Source organism: Cupriavidus sp. CuC1 (assembly GCF_044627735.1).
Classification (GTDB): Bacteria; Pseudomonadota; Gammaproteobacteria; order Burkholderiales; family Burkholderiaceae; genus Cupriavidus; species Cupriavidus ulmosensis.
Map to the genome: position 1 here is coordinate 21,413 of NZ_JBIUHC010000062.1, position 22,615 is coordinate 44,027.

Below are 22,615 nucleotides of genomic sequence, written 5' to 3' on the forward strand. Positions count from 1 at the left end.
TCCTTTCAGGTTGCGGGCATTTCCGGAGTGCACCGTACCGCCTCCCTGCTCTGTCTCGCCTGCGGGGCGATTGCGCCCATCGTTTCAGACATCGATGAGCGTGATGGGGAGGCTTGGGGCCAAGCCCTCGATGACCCCGTTGCGGAAGAACACATGGTCGTTGACGGCCGCGTTGCCGCGGGCCTGCGCAATGCCGCCGCCGGGCATGGTAATCGTCGCCACCCCGTTGCTCACCGCCGAGACGGTGCCGACCTGCAGCGGTGGATCGGGCAGCAGCCCGAGTAGAACCTTGTACGGGTTACGCAACATGAGTCTCGACTCCGATGGTTTGCCAAACTTCGGGCACGCCGACTTCTACCGCTGTGCTGCGCACGATGCCGATGCGGGTCGTGCCGCCGTCCATATACCGGACGAACTTGCCCGGCTGGATAACGCCCGTCTCGGCGAGCACAGGTAAGCGCAGCGACAGATGCGCCTGGCGCCCCGTGTCGGCCAGAACAGACAGCCCCCGCTGGCGCGCGGCGTCGGCATGCGTGATAAGCGCGTCGGTCACCAGGGGTGCGAGGATGTCGCCGGCCGTGCCAGCGCGCGTCACTTGGCCCAACACGCCCTGCCCTTCGCCGGTCACGAAGATGCGGTTGTATCGCGGGCGCTCGACCCATTCGATACCCTCGCGCGTCGTCACGTCGGACGGCAGTTCGAAGTCCGGGGTCAGCGAGCCCCAGCTCCAGGGTGCGGTCGGATAGCGCGCGAGCACATTCAACTGCTTCTGCGTCGGGTGCGGCTGGATGTATCCGCCCGCGGCTTCCGCGATCGTGTTCAGCGCCGTGATGTAGGTACCCTGGTGCGCCCATGCTCCGCTCGGCACCAGCCAGTCGGTCAGCCCCCAGTTGACGGTCCAGCCGATGCTCGCGCCATTGATGGTGAGCGCATCGTTCATCAGTTGCTGCGCGGTGCGCGCCTGCGCGTTGCCGAAGTTCAGGATAGGGGCATAGGGCGCGCCCAGCATCGCAGATTTTCCCTTCCCGCTCACGCGGATCACGGCCTGTCCGAAGGAACGATCGCGACTGATATTCTCTGCGAGCACGCGATACGCAGTTCCGTTGATGACCGCCTCAAGCTCGACCGGTGTGCCGTCTGAACCGGGCTCAATTGCATCCTGCGCGGCGGCCGGCAGCGCCGCATTGAAGCCCCACGTCCAGGAGTCGGCGTCAATGCTCAGCGAGAGCGAGAACGTCGGCAACTCGACGTTGCCGTCTAACCGGCGCAACAGCACATTGTTTATCACGATGTAGACCTTCTTGACGGGCATGATGATGCCAGTGCCGGGTTGCGTGGGCTCGGCCTCTTTGCAGGGGTACTTGCCGAAGTTGATGAGGATGTCGTTACCGGCGTAGTCCAGCCACGGGCAGATGAAATTCAGCGCGGTGTCGGAGGTGTACCCCGGAATCTCGGGGGGCACATACGGCGATTCCTTTCCGTAGCTCGCCCACTTCGCGGCTTCCCAAGGTACCTTGGTGGTCTTCACACGACGCTGCCCCGCCTTGGCCGGCAAGCCGAAGCCGCGCACGGCCGGCAACGCTACCTCGTGGCGCAGGGTCATTACCGGCTTGAGGTGTGGCGGGTATTCCCACGAATCTCCCCGCAGGCTAGACAGTGGCGCGGCCGATTCATAACGCGATGCCAGGGCAGGCTTGAGGTGGGGCGGGTACTTCCATAGCGAGTCGCGTGCCGTCGTCATGGGGGCGGCTGCCTCCCACACCTGTCCAGCGATTGCGCGAGACTTGAGCGCGTTCTCGTAGATAGCGGTCGTGACCCCGAGGGATTGCGTAGGCGGCCGCCAGGAGAACTCCCTGGCGGCCTTCAGTGAGGCGGACTGCTCGAAGGCCGAGGACTTGGCAGAGGAACTCGGCGTTGCCATTTCATAGACTGAGGCGGGGGTACTCGACGGGCCGCGAAAGACATTGTTGGCGTAGCTGGCCCGCACATGCAGCGTCTGCACGGTGTGCAGCGCCATCGTCACCGTTGCCGTGCGCGCGACGGCCTTCTCAGCGTCTCCGACAATGCGCAGGGTGGGCGCGCTCTTAACAAGCCGAACCACGGCGGTGGTGGGTACGCCGTCTGGGTTCAAAGTGAAGTTAAGAGCTACCTGCCCCCCCGCTGGCGGCGTGTAGCTCTTGTGAAAATTCAGGTCGTTCGTGCTCACGCTTCAATCAACGACGCCACCGACGCGGAAACATCGCCCCCTTCGTAGAGTTGAGTGGTGGGTGTACTGCCCGCCGCCAATTCCACTTCTTTGCCGCTTCCCGAGGCACCCACATCCAGGTCGGCAACGAACGTCCCGTCCGAGGCCACGATGCGGCCCCACGCTGCTACCCCGGTTTTCAGCGCCAACTGGGAGGCACCAATCAGGATCGGCAAGGTGGCGCCCGAGATCGTGCCGGCCAAGGGGTAGGCGAACGGCAGCGCCGCCAGCTTGATCTGCGTGGTCACCGCAGCGCCGGCTGTGGCCGGACGCGTGCCGTCGTAGATGTTCAGCACCCCGGCAGCGCCACCGCCGTCGATGGCGCGGGTCAAGGCTTTGAGGCGGTCGGCGATCACGGCCGTCGAGAGAGCCAGCGTCATAGGAACTCCTCGGCAAATTGCAGCATGGCAGGCGGGCCACTGGGGATGTACTTGCGCAGCGCCACCCAGTCGATTGACGAAACATAGCCGGACTGCGAGTTCTTGCCCCGGTAGAGCGCCAGATTGGCGTTGCCTGTGCCAGCACCAGAGCGGGTCATTACCGTCTGGTTGTTGATCTGCGCCACCACTGAACCGTCAGATCCCCGCGCCAGCGCGATCCGCCCGGCTTGGGCGCTGGACAATACACCACTGGTGGCGACCCCGCCCCCGACCGAAGGAGTAAGCCTGCCGTTAGTATTGGCGGTGGCCTCGCCGTTGATCGCCAGCCGAGAGCCGGCTTGGTAATCTCCGAGGTTCTCCAGCGTCGCCACCGTACTGAGTGCAGTCGTGCCGTTCATAAAACCGAACTGGTTCTGCACCGCGCCTGCCGTGAAGTTGTAGCCGAACTGGGTGTAGACTGCTAGCGCCTCCAGGCCGGCAGCGAAGGTGGCCACTGAGGTGACGTACGATTCTGAGCCATTTGCCTGCATCGACCACAGGCTATTGGCAAACACCCCCGTCGAGGTACTGGCACCGAAAGCGGTCCACTTCGAGCCGTCATAGGCGTTGAAGTCGTCAAACAGCGTCCACGGCAGCGCAGCCCCGTTGCTGGTCTTGGTCTGCGTGAGGCCCCGGTTGTACTGGACGTAGATGTCCACCGGGCCGGCATCGAGATCGCCGGGTAGCTTGACCCAGTAATAGGCCACACGGTCGGGGGCCGTACCGTAGACCCCCTCCATCCAGAAATCCAACTGGTTGCCCGAGGTGTCGGTGAACACGATGTCCGCCACGTCGTCGCGCGCGCGTGGCATGTACCGGACAGGGCAGATCACGTCGGCATTGGTTATCGCTTGCACTTGGGACAGGTTGGACGCGTTGATGCCTGACACGCCGATGGGCGTGCTCTCTCCCACGCGAATCAGAGCCGGGTAGTTGGTGCTGAGTCCGGTGCCCCCGGCCTTGAAGCGCAGCTTGCGCCGGGCCGGGCGGAACGCGGCGGGTGCGGCGTCCACCGCCGTGATCAGATCCTGCACCACGGCGTTGTAGACCTGCTGGTAGTCGCGGCCGATCACCATGTAGCTGCGCGAGCCGTCGATGTTGGCGAAGCTGTAGTTGCCGTTGATATCGCTGAACTGAGTGCGCATCACGGCCATCGACTTCAGATCCACTAGGAACACCCGGCGCACGGCGGCCACATTGTTGATCGTGACCTTGCCGGACACGCTGGCGGAGCCGCCCCAGGTCGCGTCCTTGATGCGCAGGCTGCCATAGGGGGTCATCGGGGACTTGCGGCCCACTGTTGGATAAACCAGACCCTGCGCTGCGGAGATCCGACTGCCACGCAACAACCCATAGACCGGCACCGTGGGTCCGTAGAAGGGGGTCAGCGGTGGCAAAAAGTTGGCCGTGTACCGAGCGAATCCCTTAGTGATGCGCACCTCGTCTAGGTAGCCATTGAAGGCATTCGTGGCGGTGTAGCCCTTATCGATCCCGAGGTACAGGGCGTTGGCCCCCTTGATGATGGTGGCGCTCTTGGCCGCCGAGTTCTCCAGCGTGCCATTGACGAACACCATCAACGTGGTGCCAGACAGCACCAGCGCCACGTGCGACCACGCATTCAGCGGGAGCGCTGAGACACCGGCGAAACCTTGGAACTGGGTAGCTCCGTTGCCCGAGCCGATGCCGAAGCCGAAGTTGCCGCTGGAGTTGATGTAGATACGGTATTGGCCGTTGGCGGTGCCGGAAACGGAGTCCTTGCTGACCAGCGCCACGGTATTGCCCGAGGTGGCGTAGGCCAGTGGGTAGACCCAGCATTCGACAGTGAAGTCGCCAGAGGACAGGTCAAAGTCCGTCGAGTCCGGCACGGTGGCGTAGGAAGTTGCGGTGCCATCGGTCTTCAGCGCCCCGTCCCCGAATTTCTTCTGCGCCGTGCTCAGTGCCGCAGTGCCGTTGGGGGTCACGGCCTTGGTGGGGAAGGTGTTCGAGGTATCCGCAAGTGCGCCGCCAGCATCCGTGGTGTTGGCGTGCAGCAGAAACACCGTGCCGACCGGGTTGTCGTAGCTGTCGAAGTAGGTGGCGGGGGCCGTGAAGGCGCTGGTGTAGCGCGCCAACCCCCGCGTTACGCGCACCTCGTCGTAGTACGCCTCCAAGAAGGTCGAGCCTGACGTGAAGTTGGACTGACCAAGTGCGCTAACCTGCCCCAGCGTGCAATTGATTGCACCGGAGAAGGTCACGCTGCCCTTGGCGACGCCACCGACCCACACCTGCAAGGCGGTGCCGGCGCGCGTCAGCGCCACATGGGCGAAGGCGCCTGTCGGCAGGTCGCCTGCGGCGCCGGTGATCACCTGCGCGCCGTTGAGCGACACGTTGACCGCCCCGATGCTGTCGCGCCAGATCAGCCAGTCACGGTTGGCGGGGGTGGCATCATCCCAGCGCCCCATGATGGCGCCATAGTCGGTGCCCTGAGACACCGGCCACACCCAGCCCTCCACCGTGAAGTCCCCGCTGCCGAAGTCGAGTGCCCGCCCGGCAGGAAGCTTCAGGTAGTTGCCGTTGGCGCTGCCGGTCTTCAGCGAGGCCGTGCCGAACTTCTTCTGTGTCGTACTGAGCGCGGCTGTACCAATACAAGTGCCTCCCAGCGCCAGATGGGAATTATCCGTGATGGTGGTGCTAGCGTTTGCCCCATCGAAATGGAGCATTACCGTGACAAGTTCTTGGTTGATATCCATAGTCCGCCTTTAGCGCCAAGGCCCCGTGATGTCTAGCACCGAGTAGCCGGAGGGGGAAAAGCCCGGGCCACCATGCCGTAGCATCAGCCCCACCCGCCCCGGCACGTCCGGCATGCTGGAGTAGCGGTCACGGTGGTTGATATTCGCCTGAGTTAAGTCTTGCGGGCAGTGGTAGTAACCGGGGTAGCGCCCCCGCAGCCCTTGCTGCCCGCCCGTCACCATATACACCGGTGACAGCAAAAGCGTGTTGTCGGCATTGTTGGGGAACTTCAGCACGGAACTGGAATAGGCCGAGGTGCCGGACGCAGCGGCAGTAGTCCAGCACATGCCGCCAAGGCGCTGCGTTTTCACTGCTCCGGGTTGACCGTACGAGGTGCGCGGCATGTAGGACTGAGCAACGGTGTTGGAGTAGGAAACGCACTCTACCGTGGACTGACCGGCGTAGGCCACCTGACTCACGTTCTGAGCACTCAGGGTGGAGCACCACACATCGGATGCGCTGAAAGACGGCAGATCCCCGAAAGCCCACATCAGGCCGGCGAAGGTGATGTCCGTTTCCACCCATAGGTAGAAGAAGCGCTCGTCCCCCACCAGAATCCAGTTGCGCGCCGTGCTGTTGGCCTGATACGACTTGCCGGCGTACATGCCTCCTGACAACTGCGCGGCGGTCGGAAACGCTCCAGACCCGGTGTTGATGTCGGTCATGGACTCGTAGCCGACCACACGCCCATCGGTGGTGCCAGTGTCATCGACACGCAGAAACATGCCGTAAGAGCCGGGGTCATTCGAGGCATACGCGGCGAGGTTGGTGCCTGAAAACGGCTTGGCCCAACCGAGCGGGCTAACCTTGGCCGTAATCGAACCGGTGGCAGTCTGGTTGCTGACCCCAGTCGCATCGAACGTGATCTGCGTGGTAGTGACCGACAGCACCTTCTTGTCACCATTCAGGCCGCTAGGCGTGGCCCCCGCAATTAAGGCCGTGCTGCCCAGTTCGAAGCTGTGCCCCGCGTTGATGGTCACGGTCGCCACGTTGCCCGCCACCACCAGCGAATCGACGGATTTCAGACCCCAACCATTCAGCAAGCAACCATCCAAGACGCCGATCAGCGCCCCTGCCAGACCGGACATCACCGGGTGGCCACCACCTGCGGCGTAGCTGCTATACAGTTTCACTGCCATGTTGGTTTCTCCTTAGCGCCAGGGGCCGAGCAGGTCGAACAGCGAGCAGCCGTTGTAGGCGGTTTGACCGGGGTTGCCGGAGCGCACCGCCAGTAGCGTCTTGCCGGGCAACGTGTCCACGCCCGTCACCATGTCGAGGTGGTTGTAGGCGGTGTTGGCCAATCCGACCGGCAGGTGATAAAAGCCGGGGTAGGTGCCGCGCAGCCCCTTAAGGGCGCCCGTGGCCTCAAACAGGAACACCGGCGTGATCAGGACGCCCCCGTCGATGGGGTTGGGGAACTGGGGGATCAGTCCTCCGGCGTAGCTCACGCCACCCGAGTAATCCGTCCCCCAACTCATACACCCTGCGCGCAGGGCCTGAACGGCGCCACCCGCCTGCGAGTTCAGCCTCGGCATATAGCCCGTGTTCATTCCACTAGGGGCGGACGTGCTGGCACAGTAGGTAATCGTCCCAGATGAAAAGGTGGTGTAATCGCTATAAGGCCCCCCTATCAGGTAGTTGTACTGATCTGAGCTTCCTTGCGGCAGGAAGTCCCCGGCGGAGTAAATCATGTTGCCGTTGACCGAGTTCGAGGGGTTAGGGGCCACGACAAAGTAGAAGCAGCGCTCATCCCCGATGATGAACCAGTTACGCGCCGTCGTATCCAGAGTGCTGGACTTGCCCCACCACAGGCCCCCGCTTAGCTGCGCCGTGGTCGGGAACTGCCCGGTGAAGGTATTGATGTCGGTCATCGACTCACAGCCGACGACACGGGCATGGCGGCCCGTGACGACTCCGGTGTCGTCCACGCGCAGGTGCATGCCGGTTGAGAGCGGGTCACTGGACTTGTAAGCCCCCATATTGGTGGCCGAGAACGGCTTGGTCCAACCCAGCGGCGTCACCTTGGCCGTGATCGTTCCGGTGGCGGTTTGGTCCGAGATGCCGGTCGTACTGAACTTGAAGGCCGTGGCCGACAGCACGGTGATGCGCACATCGCCATTGAGACCGCCCGGCGTGGCCCCGGCGACGGTCACCACCTGGTTACTAAAGTAGCCGTGGCCCGCCGATACCGTGCAAGTGGCGACGTTGGCCGCCACCACCAGCTGATCGAGCGTCTTCAGGCCATAGCCGTTGACCAGCACCGCGTCCAACACGGTGATCATCGAGCCGGGATTGCCGTGCAGGATCGGCGCCGACGCCGACGCGCTATTGAAGTTCTTGACGGAAGTTGGCGTACCCATGTCGATCCTTATGCGTTCACGTCACCACGGATTTGCAGGCGGAAGGCGTCGCTCAGGCCCGCTGCACTTGATTGCAAAACCGTACGAGCCAGCCACAGTGGGTAGTTGGCAGCAGCGGTATTGAATCGCAGCACGTTGCCGGCAGCCCAGCCGCCGCCCCAACCCAGCGCCTTGATCGTGAAGTACGGTTGACCGGTCGCCGGGTTGGTCGGCGCGCAGTCGGCGTTGATGTTGCCGATCGCCACCTGGCCCACCGACTCGCCGATCACACGGAAGTTGATCGTGTCAGCGAAGACCAGTGCCCATCGTTCCTGGATGCACGACTTGTCGGTCAGCACCAGCGGGTACGTGGCAAAGTTGAACGCCGACGATGGCGCCCCCCCTGACGCCGCATCGGCGAATGTATTGGCCCAGGTGGTCTGCGTGAAGCTCAGCGACATGCGCGCCTGCAGATCGCCCATGATCAGCGCCGACGATACCCGCGTTTCATTGGCCGGGTACGTGTGGCTCAGCTGGCGCGACAACGTGAGCTTGCCAGTGATCTGCACGTCGGTCAGCAGCGCCATGTCTTCCACGCGGTTCTCGACGTAGATCGGCGCGGTCATGCCCGAGGTGGACACCGAGCTACCGAAGGTCAGGTGGCCGCCGTCCAGGTCCGTGGTGTACATCGACGGGTCCATCACCACCGGGTTGGGCGCGGTACTGTCGATCACCCGCATGGCGGCCACCCTCACCCGGCCCACATCCACCACCAGGCCATTGCTGGGCGTCACCGCCTGCTTGGCGGTGTGGTGCACTACGGCCACGTAGGCCTTCTGGAAGATCGGCACCCGGCCATCGGTCGGCAAGCGCACCGGGTCCAGGCCTAGGATCGACGCATCGAGCGGCAGGTACGAGTAGGCTACCGCGTTGAAGGTGATGGTGCTGGCGAACACCGGGTACGGCTTGAAAATCTTACCCTGGGCATTGATCGCGCTGGCGTTGTACCAGATCGCGCTCTCATTGCCGGCGGCGGTTACCATCTGGCCGAAGCGCAGATTGACCACGCCGGTCTGGTAGTTGACCGTGCCGAACACGTTGGTGCCCGAGATCGTTCCAGACGAATCGGCAGTCACCGTGACCGTGCCGCCCGTCACCGGCGAGAACTGAAGTTGCAGGCTGCTCGGTACCACCGGCGAGGCAGGGATGCGGAAGGTGGCGAAGTCCACCGGCTGGCCGCCCTGCGTGGTCAGCATCGACAGCAGCGAAATCGTGTTGGCGCCACCCGACGTGAAGCTGGTGATATTCACATCGCCGGTGCTGTAGTTGATGGTGCCGGCCGCCGTCCCCGAATTGTTGGTCGAGTTGAAGTTCGTGTACAGCGTGCCGTTCAGCTCGTAGTAGGTCTGGCCGCCCCAGGAGAACATCACCGAGCCCGGCACGATATTCTCGGCGTACAGGTACATCAGCTTCAGGTTCCACGAATTCATGGTCACCGTCTGCTGCTGCGCGCTACCCGAGGTGGTCATGTACTCGACATCGACCGTTCCCGATGTGTCGTTCGGGTAGGTGGCGGCGGCGTTGTAGTACTGAATGCCCTGCAGCGTGTTCTGGTACACCGGCTCACCGGTCACCACGGAGCCGAACACCCCCCCGCTGGCGTTCTTCATGTAGCCGATCAGGTGCGACGAGAACAGCGGCTGCGCCAGGCTGACCGTGATGTCCGGCGTGAAGGTCACCGTGCCGGCGGCATAGTTCACTGCACCGTTGGTCACCGCCGTGGTCGTGCCGTCCGCGTTGTAGCGCTTCAGCACCCCCGAGCCGTCATCCTGTGCGGTGACATACGGGTCGGTCTTGAAGTACTGCATCTGGGCCGGGATGTTGCTGATCGTCGAGTAGTCGTTGATCAGCACGTTCCAGGTCACCTTGACCGAGCCGGCTACCACGTTGGTGTCCGCCAGCGACAGCGACAGCTTGCCCTGGCCGTCTCGGGCCGGCGCGGCGAAGTGCTGGGTCTTCTTGGTGCCCAGGTTGTAGTTCAAGGTGAAGACAGTGCCGCCGGCCGGGATCAGGTTCGGGCGCAGGCGCAGCTCGTACTGGCCGTTGATCCAGCGCGCGAAGCCAGTGCCATCGCCGGAGAACGTCTGCGTGGCCTGGTTCAGCGTCGCGGTGCCCGTGCCCCCGCCCGGCTTGGGCCAGGTGATCGACACCGTGTTCTGCACCAGCTGCTGGCCGGCGGCCGGCGTGATGAAGAAGCTCACGTACGGCACGTACGGCGTGGTGTTCGAGCGGTTGAACGTGTTGGCCGGCGAGGCCCAGGAGAACATGATCGACGAGGCATCGTCCGGCAGCGCGCCGGTGGTGATCGTCACCGTGCCGGTGGCGTACACGATGGTGCCGGCCCCCAGCGAGGGATCGCTGCCCTTGATCGAGCCGGTGCTGCCGCCGCCCTGGTCGGTCAGCGTGTACCAGTTGCCCTGCGACATGTACGACACCTGCAGCCGGCGCGGGGCCGGCGCGGGCACCAGGGTCATCACGAACACGTTGACCCGGTTGGTCTGGTCGATGTCGATGGAGGCCGTGTTCTGCGCCAGGATCGGCACGCCGGCCGGCATCCACGACATCGTGAGGCTACCCGAGGTGCCGATGGATTGGGACATCGTCACCAGGCTGGTGTGGTAGCTGACGGTGCCGACCACCACCCCGGTGGCGGTGATGATCAGGTTGCCCATCTTGTCGTCCGACACCGGGCCCATCACCAGCGTGCCGGGCATGATCGCGGTCGGCACATAGACGGTCTGCGGGTAGCTGCCGGTCACCGTCACCGACTGCGACTGCGTGGCCGTGCCCGACTGCACGGTCGGGTTGGTGGTGCCGGCGGCGCTCAGGTTGGTCAGCGGCGTCTGCTGCTGCGAGCTGGGCACCAGCTGCGAGAAGATCGAGCTGGCCTGCACCGAGACGTCGCCGGGGTTGGCCTGGGTGGTCACCGCCGCGATACCATGGTAGTTGGCGGCGTTGGCCACCTGCGTGTCGCGGCAGATGCAGCCTGCGGCCGAGCCCAGATCCAGCGGCGACGGGTCGGGGCCGGTGAAGGTGTACAGCAGCTGCGACGAAATCCCCAGCGTCACCATCACGCCGGTGAACGTCACCGAGGCGCCGCCGACCAGCACCGTGAACTGGCGCGTCAAGGTGGTCACGGTCTGCACGCGCACGAACTGCGAGAACTCGGTGCCCTGTCCCTCGTTCTGGATCAGTACCAGCGACTGGCCGACCTTGGGCAGGGCGTCACCGACGCGCAGCAACAGCTGAATCGAGCGCTGGCCCTGCAGCTGCACCCCCAGCACCTGACCCGGCCACTTGACCGACTTGGCCAAATAGCTCTGCACGTTGTTCGCGGCATCGCTGCGACGGTCGTACCACGATTTCGTGGTGAACATCGTCACCGACACGGCGGGATCGGCTGGCTCCTTCAGCACGATGGCATGCGAGCCGAGATAACTGTCCGTGCCGGTCACCTGCACCGAGGGGTAGGCTTTGCGCAGCCCGATGCGGCCGTACACCCGATCGAGCTCAGACACGTCCGGGAACAGGTTGTTCGATACCCCGTCCACCACCTCGTTCGCCGTGATCTTGCCGCCACCATTGTCGGTGTCCAGCAGTACCTCCGACTGCATCAGTTTGATGTCAGCGCTTAGGATCGCCATTTCTTCAAATCTCCATGAGCCGCAGCGTGACTAGGAACCAGTCGCCATCAACCACGTCGCTGTAATGCACAACGGGCCTGGCCTCGACCCCGGGCCCATCCTGATGCCGGAAGATCACGGTGCGAGCCTGCCCGCGCAGTGTAAGAGTCATCTGCTGCCCTGCGACTGCGGCCCAATTTCGCAATTGATCTTTCGTCGCCCCGTTCATCCAGGCGCACGAATCGTCCTCGGGCTCAAGCGTGATGGGGCGGCCGGCGAGCCGCGTGGCGCTGCTCACGATGAGCGCCCCCGTGAGGGTCCGCTGCACGGTCTGCTCGACCGGGTGCCAGTTGTTTTCGTCGGACCAGTACAGGTCCGGATGCAGATCGATAGACGTGGCGCCTACCGCTAGGGTGATGCTCATGCGTTGGACCTCCCGGACAGGCTCTCAAGCTGGCGCATCACGCCCGTGAGGTTATTTGCATCCGCCTCACTTGCGACGTTGACCGCTGTGCTCTTGCCGCCGATATTGATATTGACCGTCTTCGTCCCGGTGCCGGGCTGCGTGGTCTTCGACCCCGGGGCCCCTGCTCCCCCCTTTGCCGCAGCGGCCTGCACCGCATCCAGGATCGACTTCGACTGGGTATATGCCGCTGTCACGCTCGTTTGACCGGCGAGCGTGTACTGCGAGCGGTACTGCTGCATCATTTGGAAATTGGCGTCGGACGCCTGGAACACGGCCTGCGCGGTCTTCAGGTCATCGGCGCTGAGCGTTCCAGCCTTCTGCTTCGCAGCCAGCGACATCAATCCGTCGTTCTGCGACGCGGTGACAGACCCATTCGTATGGCTCTTGATGCGGGATTCCTGCGCCGCTGCATCGATTCGCTGCGAATTCTCGGCTTCAATATTGCGATTGCGGATCTCGATGATTTCGTTTCGCAGTTGACGGATCGCCTGCTCACCCTGTTGCGCCTCAAGTTGTTTCGCCTGCGCATTGCGGATGCGCAGATCGATTTCCGCCTGCTTCTCCGGGGTGAGTTGCCCACTCACGGCGAGCTCGGCGCGCTTCGCCTCGATCTCGGCTAGGGTCGCCTTCGTCTCAGCATCGACCGCTACCATGTGATTGCGCACCTGCTCGATCTCAATCTGCTTCTGCCGGATGCGCATTTCGGCCGCCTGCCCAACCTGGCCGTAGAGCTGCGCTTCCTGCTCCTGCGTTTTCGCCCACGCCAGGCGTCCGCGGAGGGCGATGCTCGTCTCGACTTCATCCTGGCGCAGAATCGCTACCTTGCGCGCGGCAGCATTTGCGGTGTCGGCCAGGGCGTCGCGATACAGGCCCTCGGCAAACGCTGCGTTGCGTGCCGCTTCCGCGACGAGGGCATGCGAGCTCGCCGTGTCGGTCTCCTGCGCCCGCACCCTTGTGAGTTCGTTCGCAGCCTGCGCAGCCGCCACGCGTAGCGTGTCGAGGTTGGCCGCGTTGTCCTTATACGTCTCGGAGACAAGGTGGCGCGACTGCGCCTCGATCACCGCGGCATCGGCAGATTGCTTCGCGTGCTCGGCCTCGGCCACCTTCTTGTCGATCAGGTCGGTGAGCGTGTTGATCTGCTCCTTCTGGTCGTCACGCAGGCCGCCCGACGCCGCCGCAGCAGCGTTCAACGACTCCACCTGCGCCTTCAGGTTGTTCACCTCCTGCTGGCGCGCGTCGGAGAGGCGCTGTAGCGCAACCTGGTCGGCCTCGGCGGCCTGTGCAGCGGTGCGCCTAAGCTCGATTTCATTGCCGGCCATCGTCGCAAGTTGCACGGACGCCGCGCCCTCGGCCTTCTTGGCAGCCGCCAGTTTCTCCGCGATGACGGTGTTTGACTCAGCCTGTTTGTTGACTTCCTTGTATGCGGCCTGAATCGTGTACCAGCCTGCTGCGGAGCCCGCCGCCTGCGCGCCAGCTTGCGCTGCCGCCGCGCCCGACTGCCCCTGTGCCTGTGCATGCTCCGTGGCGGCGGTAGTGGCAGCGCGCTGTGCCTGCGCATTGGCGTTCACCCCCACCACTGCGGATGCGGCCTGCGTGCCGGCCTGCACTGCCGCGGCGCCTGCCTTCGCCTGCGCGGCGTTGGTCTTCTCGCCGACGCCTGCAAGGTCTTGCAGCGCGCGGCCAAACTTCGCCTGCCGCTCGATGAACTGATCGCCCAGACGCCCCGATTCTTCCAAGGCGCCTTTCAAGTCGCCGTGCACCACACCGGCCGTCAGTGTGGCAAGCTGCTTCACGCCCGTGAACACGATGTCCAGGGTCGTCGATACGCCCATCGCCACCGATCCAGCGATGACACCGACTGCACGCAGCGACACTCCCAGCGCATCCATAGCGCCCGTATCGCCGATGGTCTGTGCCGCCAGGGTCATCGTGTTCTTCAGCCGGGCCCACGTCGCCTGGAAACCCTGCACATCGTCCGTACCCTTCGCGATGGTCTTCGTGAGGGCGGAGGCGAGCGCCGGTAACATGTCCGCCGCCATCACCTGCCCGTTCTCCACCATCACCGTCATCTGCTTGACGGTCAGTCCGAGCCCATCTGCTGCGAGTTTCAGAGCGCCGGGTAGCGAGTCACCAAGCTGCTGCCGCAGTTCTTCCATCGACACGGTGCCCTTGCCGGCCATCTGCGACAGGGCTTCCAACGCCAGGGCGGCCCGTTCGCTGCTGAGCCCCATCTGGCCCGACATGCGCGTGACCGCCGCGAACACGTCCTCGACGACTTTTGCGGAAATCCCCGCCTGGCGAGCCGACACCGAGAATCGCAGGTACGAGTCGGAGATAGACCCGATAGCAATACCCGAACTGTTCGCCGTAGTACGCAGAAATTCGATCTGCCGCGCGGCATCTTGAGTGCTGCCCGAGGTGATGGCAAGCGACCGGCGCAGCGATTCCAACTGCACGTTGGCATTGATGAACTTCGTCGCCAGTTCGATCCCGCCGTACGCCGCAGCCAACTGCCCAAACGCATTGGTCACCAGGCGCGAGGCTGTCGAGGTCTTATTCATTGCCTCGGGCACATCGTTCAGCGAGTTCTTCAGCGCCTCGATGCGCCGCTGCGCGCCCGCAAAGGCACGGTCGAACTCTGCCCCGCTCACTGACGCATCGTTCGCCAGAACATGCAGCGCCGCGTTGACCTTGCTGATCTCCAATTCCACCGACCGCGCCGAGCGCACGCCGGTCTGCGCAAAGGCATCTTCGAGCGCCCTGCGCGCCTGCGCCGAACCCTTGACGAAATCGCTGTACTGGCGCTCTGCCGCGATCTTGGCGTCGGTGGCAGTCTTCGCCAGGCGAGCGGACTCTGCATACTGCGTCCGCTCGGCGTCAAGTTGTTCGCGCGCCGCCGCAGCAAGCCGATACCGATTGTTCTGCTGGATGGTGGCGAGGCGATCTTCCTCCGCAGCTGCCTGCTTGGCGAGCTCCGCTGCGGCGGCTTCGGCCTGCCGGCGCTCGACGAGGGCGGCCTGCTGCTGCTCGACGGCCACCGCAGTCTCCGCGAACGCCTTGCGCACGTCTGCCTGCGCCGTGGCCACATCCTCGGACGCGACACCCGTTGCCTTCAGGGCGGCCTGCGCGTCGTTCAGCGCCGCGTTACGCTGCGTCAGTTCTCGCGTCGTCGCCTTCACCTCGACGTTTGCGAGTTTGCTCTGCGCCGACAACTGCTGCTCGGCACCCGCAGCGTCCTTCGTGGCCTGCTGTGCAGCGACTAGCGCGTCCTTCTTGTCGCGCAGCGCGGCCTTCGCATCGAGGATGGACAGGTTCAGCGCCTGCACCTGCTGCCGGTAGTCGGCGCTCTGCTTCCCCGTATCGTCGTATTCGAGCTTCAGCCGCGCCAGGGCGTCGCGCTTCTCGGCGATGCCGCGCTGTGCGTCTCGCACCTCCTGCTTCGCTTGCGCCTCGGCAGCCTGGAATTCCCCGGTCGTGCCGGAGAGCTCGCGCAGTTTCCCGCTCAGTTCGCCAGCACTATCGGCCGACTTCTTCTGCTCGGCAGCCAGTTGCTCGATCTCGTGGCGCAGGTCTGAGAAATTCTGGACCGCAGTGGCCTGGCCGGAAAGGCGGTCGAGTTCGGCGGCCAGGCGCTGGAATTCGGGCGCGGCTTCGCCGCCCTGCTTCGCGAGATTGCGAACGTCGTCCGCGAGCTTCCGAATACTCTCGGCGCCGTCAGTCGAAGCAGTAACCCGTAGGGATACGTCGGTGTTATTGTCTGCCATGGCGGCCCGCGGAGAGTGATGAGGTGGGTGAGCGTCGGCGCCCTCACCGCGCGCCCAAGGGCGAGTGCCCCGGGCGTGCGCATACCGCTTTAGGTCGCGGTGCTGAGCAGCTTGACGTTGTACGGCTCGGTGCGGCCGACCGGCGTCTTCAGGCGACCCGGCAGCGTGACCGTAGCGAAGTCGTTTTGGAGAAAGTCAAATGCGCTGTTCGAGGCGACGACACCTTCGTAGATGTCAACGATCACGGGCAGTTGGTCGGCAAAGTTGATGCCATCCAGTCGGAACTTGGCGCGGATTTGGCTGTTGGTCGAGCCGTTGATTTGCGTACCGGTGACCGCGTTGTACGCGCCACTGACCTTGATCGATGCGCCATCGGCGATCGCGCCGCCGGTTAGGGGTCGAATCCAGCCCATACGCCAGTTGACTTCGTAGTCGGTACCGAGCACGTAGGTAACCGATCCGCCCGCGTTCTTGACAGCGAACCCGGTCTGCGAGAAGTTGGTGTTTGGCAGTTCCGACCACGAGCCCAGCTTGGCGGTCACCGGCTGGTCGGTCATGGTACCCGCAGCGGTGTTGATGTCCACGGTGGTGCCCAGCAACGCGATCGCCAGCGACTCTTTGTTGACTTCCGGGAGTTCGACGGTGAACTCGGTCGGCTTCGGCAGCGTGACTGTCTCAATCACCTGGCCGTAGGTGCTGCGGCCTCGCGAAGCCAAGTCCTTGATGTCCACGGACGGCTTGATTTCGAATTTTTTGGCTTCATACGGGCCCTGGAAGGCGTCGTATGCAGCCGTGACGGGGTTGTAGCGGGCGATGTAAAGATCGCCAGCGCCAAGAAATCCACGAGCAGACATAGGGGTATCTCCGATAATCGCCACACTGGCACGGTGGAAGTGTGGCGATCCGGGGGTCTACCCGCCTGCGGGGGAATTTCGTCGTCAGGGGTTGGTCAGGTCTTCGGTATAGAAAACCGTGATATGGATGCCGGCGAACACCATGCTGGCGCCGTCCTCGCGCGCCCCCATGACGCGCCCCTTGTAATTAAGCGCCCTCACCTTGCCATTCAGGCGCATGCCGTGCTTCGGCTCGCCGGAGAAGATCGCGCGCTTCAGGTCCGTGATCATCAGGTGGGCCTTGTCGTTCGGGTTATCCGGATCGCAGGCATCATGCGATTCGAACACGTAGGCTTGCTCGATGCCTACCGCGGTGAGGCTGTCGTCGGTCTTCGGCGAGTCGTTCCCCTCGACAAGAATCACGCACGGCAGGTGCGTTTCTTCGTCCAGCCGGCGCTTGCCGCGGAACACATGCCTGCCGATGTCGGTGGCATAGCCATTCGCCTTGGTGATCTTGGCGATACGCGCGGTCAGTTCTGCCGCGATGTCGCTTGCTTTGCTCATGCCAGGGCCTTCTTCAGTTCGTCGGCCGTGAGCGTCACAACGGTCTTGCTCAGGCGGTCCGACACGTTTGTCAGGAACGTAGTGTCCAGGGCGACTCGGAACAACTGGTAGACCGAGGGGCCATACAGCACCTCGATCTTGCGGCGAGTGCCTGGCACGCGCTTGGCGGTCAGGACATTGCCGTTGCGCCCGCGGATGACGAACGCATAACTGATCGGCTTACGGCTGCCGCGCGTCACCTCGACGGATAGGCCCGCCTGCTTCATATTGGCCGGGATGCCGCGGCTCTCGTCGCCCGTGCGGAGCTTCCAGGGGAGCATCGCGCCCGCCTTGCGGGGGTTCTTCCCCATCTTGCCGGGCGTGAACGAGCCGTTCGGGAACCGCACGGGCTTCGTCAACTGCTGCGCGCCGTAGCGCGTCAGCGTCGAGTGCTCCCGGCGCGCCGTAACCACTGCGGTCGGCTTCACCGTGTCCGCGGCCGGCGTGAACGTCATGTTCGCCTGCAGATAGGCATCTGCCAGGTTGATGCCCTCGTTCATCTTCTTGCGGGCGTCGTTGAAGGCTTGCTCGGCAACGGTATTCACCGCCGTCATGGCGGCGCGGCCGAGCGCGGCACCGTCAATGCGGCTGAGCGACTGCGCGACCTCTTCGATCGCTACCGTATCGACGGTGACCGAGAAACTGCTGAGACGTGCCATTACACGCTCCGGAGGATGTACCGCGCGGTGTACCCGTTCTCTTCGAAGGGCGGCGAGTCAATCGCGTATGCCTGCCCGGGGATCGGGATACCGGCAGCATCGACGAACACCAGGGGGTCGCCAATGCGCGGCTTGAGGGACTTCAGCATCGTCGCCACCGAGCGGGAATAGACCATCTGCCCGTCGTTTCCGGCAACCTCGACGTTGTGCTCGATGTTCACTCGGCACATTTCCGCAGTACGCAAAACCGCATCCTCACCCAATCGAGCGAGGATGCGGTCAGCGAGGCGGTTGAACGCGCTCAGTGCCACGCGATTACGAGATCGACAGCTCGATCAGCGCATCGGGGCGGGTGCAGAAGGTGATCGGGTTCGACTGCGCCTCGATCTCCACGCCCTTGTTGAAGTCCATCAGTTCCTGCTTGGCGTAGTACGGCAGGCCGATGGTGTTCACCGTCTCCATGTAGTCGGCTGGCGAGTAGGTGGTGCTGAACAAGTCGGGCACGCCCTCCGGAACCATGTGCGCCTTGCCATCGGCAATGAACGACTGGCCGCTGATGTTGCCACGGTACTCTTCCCAGTAGCAGCCCGCAAACATAAAGCCGCCGGCCGGTGCACCACCGCCGCCGCCCGCGCCGCCATTGGCGCCGGGACCGCGCAAGTCTTGCTGCAGCAGTGCACGGTCCTGGAAGTTGTCCCAGGCGCGCTGCACGGCCGGGTGATCGACGAAGGCATCGAAGAACGATGCCGAGCACAGAACACGGATGCTGCGGTACTCCAGGCCGCCGAGCTTCTGCTCCATCGTGCGCTTCGCACCGACGACCGCCGTGCGGACCTTGGTGGCATCCACGTTCAGCGCGAGCGCCTTGGTGGTCTTGGTCAGGCCGAAGGTCTGGAACAGGTCGAGCAGCACCGAGCCGTCCGAATCGAGCACCTGACCCTTGACAGCGCCCATGCGCTGCCACTCGATCGTGGTGTCGATGTTGCGACGCAGCTTCACCAGGCGCTTGTTCACCAGGGACGTGACGGTCATCTCATCCGTCTCGGAGCCGAAGGCGCGCACGTTCTGCACTTCATCGGCATTGATGGTCGCGCGCTGCGGCAGATGCACGGACGGCAGTGACACCAGCTTGCGCTTGTCCGCCTTTTCCGGGCGACCCGGAGCGCCGCGGGAGCCGGCTGGGATCAGGCTGATGGTGGTGCCCTCACGCTCCAGCATCAGCGCGGTGGTGGTAACGCCCTCTTCCGAGAACCAACCGAGTTCCCCCAACCGCTTCGGCTGGTACGGGATGTCGTTGATCGCCTTGGTGAGCGAGACGACGCCGAAAGCGTCGTTCTGGAAAATATCGAGTGCCGGCATGTTTCGGTTCTCCTGAGATGGTGGTTTCGCTGCCGCGGCTTAGTCGCGGACGATGATGCCGATCGCGGCGAGTTCTACGCGGGCAGGCGCATCCAGGCCGACCAGTGCATAGGATGCAACTTCTGCCTGGCGGGCGACGATGGTGGCCTTCTGATCGACGGTCAGGTCGGGGGCATGTGCATACAAGATCGCCACTGCGGTCTGCGAGCCGTCCGTGTTCGCGTTGTTGTACGGTACGTACTTGCTGCTCGCGGTGAGCTTGCCCAGCACCGTGCCGGCCGACATCTCGGGCGCGGAAGCGTCAATGGTCACTTGCTCGCGGCTGTAGGTATCCTCATCGTCCAGCAGGAACTCAGCCGTGTGCAAGCCTTCGGTGTACATCGTCATGACTCAACTCCTTATTGAGATGCCTTGTGGCGCGCAGCCCAGATGCCAGAAGCGCTCACCGCCTCGGGCTGCGCAGCCTTGGCGGACGAATTCTTGGAGCGTGCGGCCGTGTCGATCTGAACCTGTTCGTCCTGCGTCGCACGCCGGTTGACCAGGTTCTCGCGCACCTTCTCGACCGACGTGCGCGCATGGATGAATGCCGCCGCGTCGTCGGGCCGCTTGGCAAGCGCGCACAACGCCTGGATCTCGCGAGCCTCCTCGATGCGTGCCTTCACTTCGCCGATGTCGCCGGTGGCGAGAGCCCAATGCGCGGCAAATTCCTGCACGCCGGCTGCCGTTGCCAGGCTGAGCACCTGATCGGCAAACGGCGTGGCAGCAACGGCGGCAGCTGCTGCGGCTTGGGCAGCGGCAGCGGCTTCTGCGGCCGCTGCGGCTTCTGCGGCGGCGGCTTCGGCGGCAGCGGGGTCCGCGACAGCCTTGAACACCGCCTGGATGTTCGCCGGCAGGCGGTCGATGTCGTAACTGGCGGTGACCGTCAGCGCAGCCTCGACCTCATCGGCAAAGCCCTGCGCTAGCGCATCTTCGGCGCTCAGCCATGTCTCGGCGTCCAGCAGCGCCTTCACCTCGTCCTCCGTGCGCCCAGTGCGTGCGACGTAGGTGGCGATCAGCGATGCATTGATCTTGTCGAGCACGTCGGCCATGTCGCGCATATCAGCGGCATTGCCAAACACGCCATTCATGGGGTTGTGCACCATCATGAAAGCGTTCGCCGGCATGACCCGCTTGTCGCCGGCCATCGCCAGCAGGCTCGCCGCGCTGGCGGCAATGCCCATAACCTTCGTGGTGATATCCGCGCCGGTACCGCGCAGGGCATTGAACATCGCCAGGGCGTCGAATACCGAGCCCCCGGGTGAGTTGATCGAAAGCGTGAGTTGCTTCACGTCGCCGAGCGCCTTCAGGTCAGCGATGAAGCTCTTTGCGGTAACGCCCCATGCGCCGATCTCGTCGTAGACGGAGATTTCGGCGGGCGCGTCGGCTTTGGCGATGATCTGATACCAGGTCTTCATGGCGGTCCTTTGATTGATGCGGATTGTGGTTTTCCGCAAGGCGAACCGCCTGCGGGCGGATTTCGTATCAGTCCTTTTGGCGGCTCCGCACCTTGTCCCGAATGAAGACGTACATCTGCAGGCCCGTATAGACGAACGTCATCCAGAGCAGCAGCGTCGGGATGGCGTTGGTCAGCCATTGCAAGAACCCGATGACTGCTGCCGGCGCCGCTTTACCCAACTCTGTGAACAAGTCCCGGAAACTCATCACGGCTATTTCCCCTTTTTTGTGTTCGGGTATTGGCCGGGCGACCCCGCGCCCCCGTTATCACCGGCTGGACCCGCTGTGCCGGCTTGCGGAGCAGTGGTTGGCAGCCCGAGCTCTTCAGCCCGCTTCTTATCGGCCGCGCGCTCGTCGTCCACCGTCTCGGGGTCATCCCCACGCTCGGCGATCACGCTGGACCGCGACCGGAAGCCGCTATCGACCTCCATCTGCTTGCCCTGAACGTCCTGAACCGGGTGGATGTACTGCCAGCCGTGCGGTGCCCATTCGACGGCGGTGGCGTCGGCAATGGCCGACCGCGGAATCGCCCCGACCAGGGCAGCCTGATCGACCCAGGCGTCGCGCACACGCTGGCAGAACATGGGAATGAGGACGTGCCACTGGCGTTGCTCAGCGAAGCGGCGGAATTCCTGGATGATGACGCGCAAGGTCCGATCGGACACATTGATGATGTCCCCGGAAAGCACCTCGTATGGCACGCCCTGGCCCGCCGCTGTGGCGAGATTCTGCGTGCGCATGTACTCACTGTACGTGGTGCCGGCGTCGGGCGGGCTTGAGAAAACGGCCTTTTCGCCTGGCGCCAGCTCCTGCGAAATGCCCGGCTGCAGGCCGGCGAGCGGGATGCCGTCCGCGCCATACTCGATGAGTTGCCCGCTGAGCGGATCAACACCGTCAGCCCCAGCTGTCGGCATCGCCTTCTCGATGAACATCGCGAACAGGTTGGCGAGCTTCTGGCGATCCAACACGGCGTCATTGAAGTCGGCCACGTTGCGAAGGTGAACCAGCACAGAGGCGAACTCCGATACGCCGCGAAGCTGGCCCGGACGCTTCGGCTCGAAGATATGCAGCATCTCGGCCGCCGGCACGCGGACCAGGTGCGACTTGTCGATCGTCTCGGTGGTGAAATCGGTGGGGTGCGCGCGGTAGACCCAGTAGGCGACGCGGGCGCCGATGCGATCAATCTCGACGCCTTGGCGGATACGGTTTCCGGTCGGCATGCCGGGCCAGTAGTCCGAATCGAACTGCGGCACGAAGTCGGATTCGATCACCTGGATTTGGAAAGGCACTTCCATCGAACCCTTGCGCCGGTAGCGCAGGCGCACGAACACCTCGCCCGACTCGATCCATGCGCGGGTCACCATCGCCTGCTGCCCGTAGAAATTGAGCACGCCATCGGCATCGGACTGCTTGACCCATCGGTCCCACAGTTCGGTGACGGCCGTTTTCAGCTCCTTGTCGGTGATCTTCTTGGCGCGCGGTACGATGCCGGTGCCGATGAGGTTCGTCACCCACCGCTGTGCACCGGCCGAGGCGGTCCAGTCGTTCCGGCCGGCATCGCGCGCTCGGTCACGTACCTTCGTAGCGGACAGCAGAACTCGATTCGGACCAGAATTGGGGGCATTCCAGCCGCGCATGCGCCGGCCGCTGCCACCCGCGTCGTAGCGCGCGACGATGGACTGTGCCGACGTTGCCTGCGGAGCTTTCTTCTTGCGTCGGCTCAATTGTCGTACCCCCGACCACTCTGGTAGAGCAAGGTGCGCCGACGCTGCGGCGTCCCGCTCGCCTTGGCGTCAGCAATGGCCTTTTGCTGCATCAGGTCATTGCGCGCCTGAATCATCTCGGCGATGCTGTAGTAGGTGATGCTTTGGCTGCCGAGCGTGACCCGCCGCTCGCCCGAGGCGATGGCGGTGTTCAGCGCATCGATGTCCGTTTGAGTGACTGGCATGCGGCGTGCACCTGTGGATAGAAGCACGCCGATT

The 22,615-nt window shown here is 64.0% G+C and carries 19 protein-coding genes; all 19 read right to left on the reverse strand.

Annotated elements, in window-relative coordinates:
* Nucleotides 1-84 precede the first annotated feature (84 nt).
* The 19 genes from ACGLHR_RS25045 to ACGLHR_RS25135 all read right to left on the reverse strand — a co-directional run bounded on the left by ACGLHR_RS25045 (nt 85) and on the right by ACGLHR_RS25135 (nt 22,581).
* On the reverse strand, nt 85-309 hold the full coding sequence (locus tag ACGLHR_RS25045; RefSeq protein ID WP_400096773.1) for a hypothetical protein: 225 nt from the start codon (nt 307-309) through the stop codon (nt 85-87).
* Nucleotides 299-2,206 carry a hypothetical protein gene (locus ACGLHR_RS25050; protein WP_400096774.1) on the reverse strand — a complete coding sequence of 636 codons (1,908 nt, stop codon included), beginning with the start codon at nt 2,204-2,206 and terminating at the stop codon, nt 299-301. The genes ACGLHR_RS25045 and ACGLHR_RS25050 overlap by 11 nt, the downstream gene beginning before the upstream one ends.
* Nucleotides 2,203-2,625 carry a hypothetical protein gene (locus tag ACGLHR_RS25055; RefSeq protein ID WP_400096775.1) on the reverse strand — a complete coding sequence of 141 codons (423 nt, stop codon included), beginning with the start codon at nt 2,623-2,625 and terminating at the stop codon, nt 2,203-2,205. Before ACGLHR_RS25055 ends, ACGLHR_RS25050 begins: the two co-directional genes overlap by 4 nt.
* Complete coding sequence (locus ACGLHR_RS25060) at nt 2,622-5,393, reverse strand: DUF2341 domain-containing protein (protein ID WP_400096776.1); 2,772 nt, start codon at nt 5,391-5,393, stop codon at nt 2,622-2,624. The genes ACGLHR_RS25055 and ACGLHR_RS25060 overlap by 4 nt, the downstream gene beginning before the upstream one ends.
* 9 nt (nt 5,394-5,402) lie before the next feature.
* A complete protein-coding gene (locus ACGLHR_RS25065; RefSeq protein WP_400096777.1) occupies nt 5,403-6,572 on the reverse strand; it encodes a hypothetical protein in 1,170 nt (389 codons plus the stop codon).
* A 12-nt stretch (nt 6,573-6,584) separates the two neighbouring features.
* Nucleotides 6,585-7,793 (reverse strand): hypothetical protein, encoded by a 1,209-nt coding sequence (locus ACGLHR_RS25070; RefSeq protein WP_400096778.1) that lies wholly within the window; start codon nt 7,791-7,793, stop codon nt 6,585-6,587.
* Nucleotides 7,794-7,801: 8 nt separating this feature from the next.
* Complete coding sequence (locus ACGLHR_RS25075; protein ID WP_400096779.1) at nt 7,802-11,476, reverse strand: hypothetical protein; 3,675 nt, start codon at nt 11,474-11,476, stop codon at nt 7,802-7,804.
* 4 nt (nt 11,477-11,480) lie between these two features.
* Nucleotides 11,481-11,879 (reverse strand): hypothetical protein, encoded by a 399-nt coding sequence (locus ACGLHR_RS25080; protein WP_400096780.1) that lies wholly within the window; start codon nt 11,877-11,879, stop codon nt 11,481-11,483.
* The gene (locus tag ACGLHR_RS25085) at nt 11,876-15,685 is read right to left on the reverse strand and encodes a tape measure protein (protein WP_400096781.1); all 3,810 of its coding nucleotides are present in this window, start codon (nt 15,683-15,685) and stop codon (nt 11,876-11,878) included. Before ACGLHR_RS25085 ends, ACGLHR_RS25080 begins: the two co-directional genes overlap by 4 nt.
* A gap of 89 nt (nt 15,686-15,774) precedes the next feature.
* Nucleotides 15,775-16,539 carry a hypothetical protein gene (locus ACGLHR_RS25090; protein WP_400096782.1) on the reverse strand — a complete coding sequence of 255 codons (765 nt, stop codon included), beginning with the start codon at nt 16,537-16,539 and terminating at the stop codon, nt 15,775-15,777.
* 84 nt (nt 16,540-16,623) lie between these two features.
* A complete protein-coding gene (locus ACGLHR_RS25095) occupies nt 16,624-17,082 on the reverse strand; it encodes a hypothetical protein (protein ID WP_400096783.1) in 459 nt (152 codons plus the stop codon).
* Nucleotides 17,079-17,780 (reverse strand): phage tail protein, encoded by a 702-nt coding sequence (locus ACGLHR_RS25100; protein WP_400096784.1) that lies wholly within the window; start codon nt 17,778-17,780, stop codon nt 17,079-17,081. The genes ACGLHR_RS25095 and ACGLHR_RS25100 overlap by 4 nt, the downstream gene beginning before the upstream one ends.
* Entirely contained in the window at nt 17,780-18,001 is a 222-nt protein-coding gene (locus ACGLHR_RS25105) for a hypothetical protein (RefSeq protein WP_400096785.1), read from the reverse strand. The genes ACGLHR_RS25100 and ACGLHR_RS25105 overlap by 1 nt, the downstream gene beginning before the upstream one ends.
* A 94-nt stretch (nt 18,002-18,095) precedes the next feature.
* A complete protein-coding gene (locus tag ACGLHR_RS25110; protein WP_400096786.1) occupies nt 18,096-19,139 on the reverse strand; it encodes a major capsid protein in 1,044 nt (347 codons plus the stop codon).
* 39 nt (nt 19,140-19,178) lie between these two features.
* A complete protein-coding gene (locus tag ACGLHR_RS25115) occupies nt 19,179-19,526 on the reverse strand; it encodes a head decoration protein (protein WP_400096787.1) in 348 nt (115 codons plus the stop codon).
* 11 nt (nt 19,527-19,537) lie between these two features.
* Nucleotides 19,538-20,593, reverse strand: coding sequence for a head maturation protease, ClpP-related (locus ACGLHR_RS25120; protein ID WP_400096788.1), 1,056 nt, complete (start codon nt 20,591-20,593; stop codon nt 19,538-19,540).
* Between the two features lie 67 nt (nt 20,594-20,660).
* Nucleotides 20,661-20,840 (reverse strand): hypothetical protein, encoded by a 180-nt coding sequence (locus tag ACGLHR_RS25125; protein ID WP_400096789.1) that lies wholly within the window; start codon nt 20,838-20,840, stop codon nt 20,661-20,663.
* Nucleotides 20,841-20,845: 5 nt separating this feature from the next.
* A complete protein-coding gene (locus ACGLHR_RS25130) occupies nt 20,846-22,357 on the reverse strand; it encodes a phage portal protein (RefSeq protein WP_400096790.1) in 1,512 nt (503 codons plus the stop codon).
* Nucleotides 22,354-22,581 carry a phage head-tail joining protein gene (locus tag ACGLHR_RS25135; RefSeq protein ID WP_318232965.1) on the reverse strand — a complete coding sequence of 76 codons (228 nt, stop codon included), beginning with the start codon at nt 22,579-22,581 and terminating at the stop codon, nt 22,354-22,356. The genes ACGLHR_RS25130 and ACGLHR_RS25135 overlap by 4 nt, the downstream gene beginning before the upstream one ends.
* Nucleotides 22,582-22,615 lie beyond the last annotated feature (34 nt).

Coding starts and splice junctions, on each gene's coding strand:
- ACGLHR_RS25045 (WP_400096773.1), bottom strand. CDS start 309: ATGTTGCGTAACCCGTACAAGGTTCTACTCGGGCTGCTGCCCGATCCA.
- ACGLHR_RS25055 (WP_400096775.1), bottom strand. CDS start 2,625: ATGACGCTGGCTCTCTCGACGGCCGTGATCGCCGACCGCCTCAAAGCC.
- ACGLHR_RS25060 (WP_400096776.1), bottom strand. CDS start 5,393: ATGGATATCAACCAAGAACTTGTCACGGTAATGCTCCATTTCGATGGG.
- ACGLHR_RS25065 (WP_400096777.1), bottom strand. CDS start 6,572: ATGGCAGTGAAACTGTATAGCAGCTACGCCGCAGGTGGTGGCCACCCG.
- ACGLHR_RS25070 (WP_400096778.1), bottom strand. CDS start 7,793: ATGGGTACGCCAACTTCCGTCAAGAACTTCAATAGCGCGTCGGCGTCG.
- ACGLHR_RS25075 (WP_400096779.1), bottom strand. CDS start 11,476: ATGGCGATCCTAAGCGCTGACATCAAACTGATGCAGTCGGAGGTACTG.
- ACGLHR_RS25080 (WP_400096780.1), bottom strand. CDS start 11,879: ATGAGCATCACCCTAGCGGTAGGCGCCACGTCTATCGATCTGCATCCG.
- ACGLHR_RS25085 (WP_400096781.1), bottom strand. CDS start 15,685: ATGGCAGACAATAACACCGACGTATCCCTACGGGTTACTGCTTCGACT.
- ACGLHR_RS25090 (WP_400096782.1), bottom strand. CDS start 16,539: ATGTCTGCTCGTGGATTTCTTGGCGCTGGCGATCTTTACATCGCCCGC.
- ACGLHR_RS25095 (WP_400096783.1), bottom strand. CDS start 17,082: ATGAGCAAAGCAAGCGACATCGCGGCAGAACTGACCGCGCGTATCGCC.
- ACGLHR_RS25100 (WP_400096784.1), bottom strand. CDS start 17,780: ATGGCACGTCTCAGCAGTTTCTCGGTCACCGTCGATACGGTAGCGATC.
- ACGLHR_RS25110 (WP_400096786.1), bottom strand. CDS start 19,139: ATGCCGGCACTCGATATTTTCCAGAACGACGCTTTCGGCGTCGTCTCG.
- ACGLHR_RS25115 (WP_400096787.1), bottom strand. CDS start 19,526: ATGACGATGTACACCGAAGGCTTGCACACGGCTGAGTTCCTGCTGGAC.
- ACGLHR_RS25120 (WP_400096788.1), bottom strand. CDS start 20,593: ATGAAGACCTGGTATCAGATCATCGCCAAAGCCGACGCGCCCGCCGAA.
- ACGLHR_RS25125 (WP_400096789.1), bottom strand. CDS start 20,840: ATGAGTTTCCGGGACTTGTTCACAGAGTTGGGTAAAGCGGCGCCGGCA.
- ACGLHR_RS25135 (WP_318232965.1), bottom strand. CDS start 22,581: ATGCCAGTCACTCAAACGGACATCGATGCGCTGAACACCGCCATCGCC.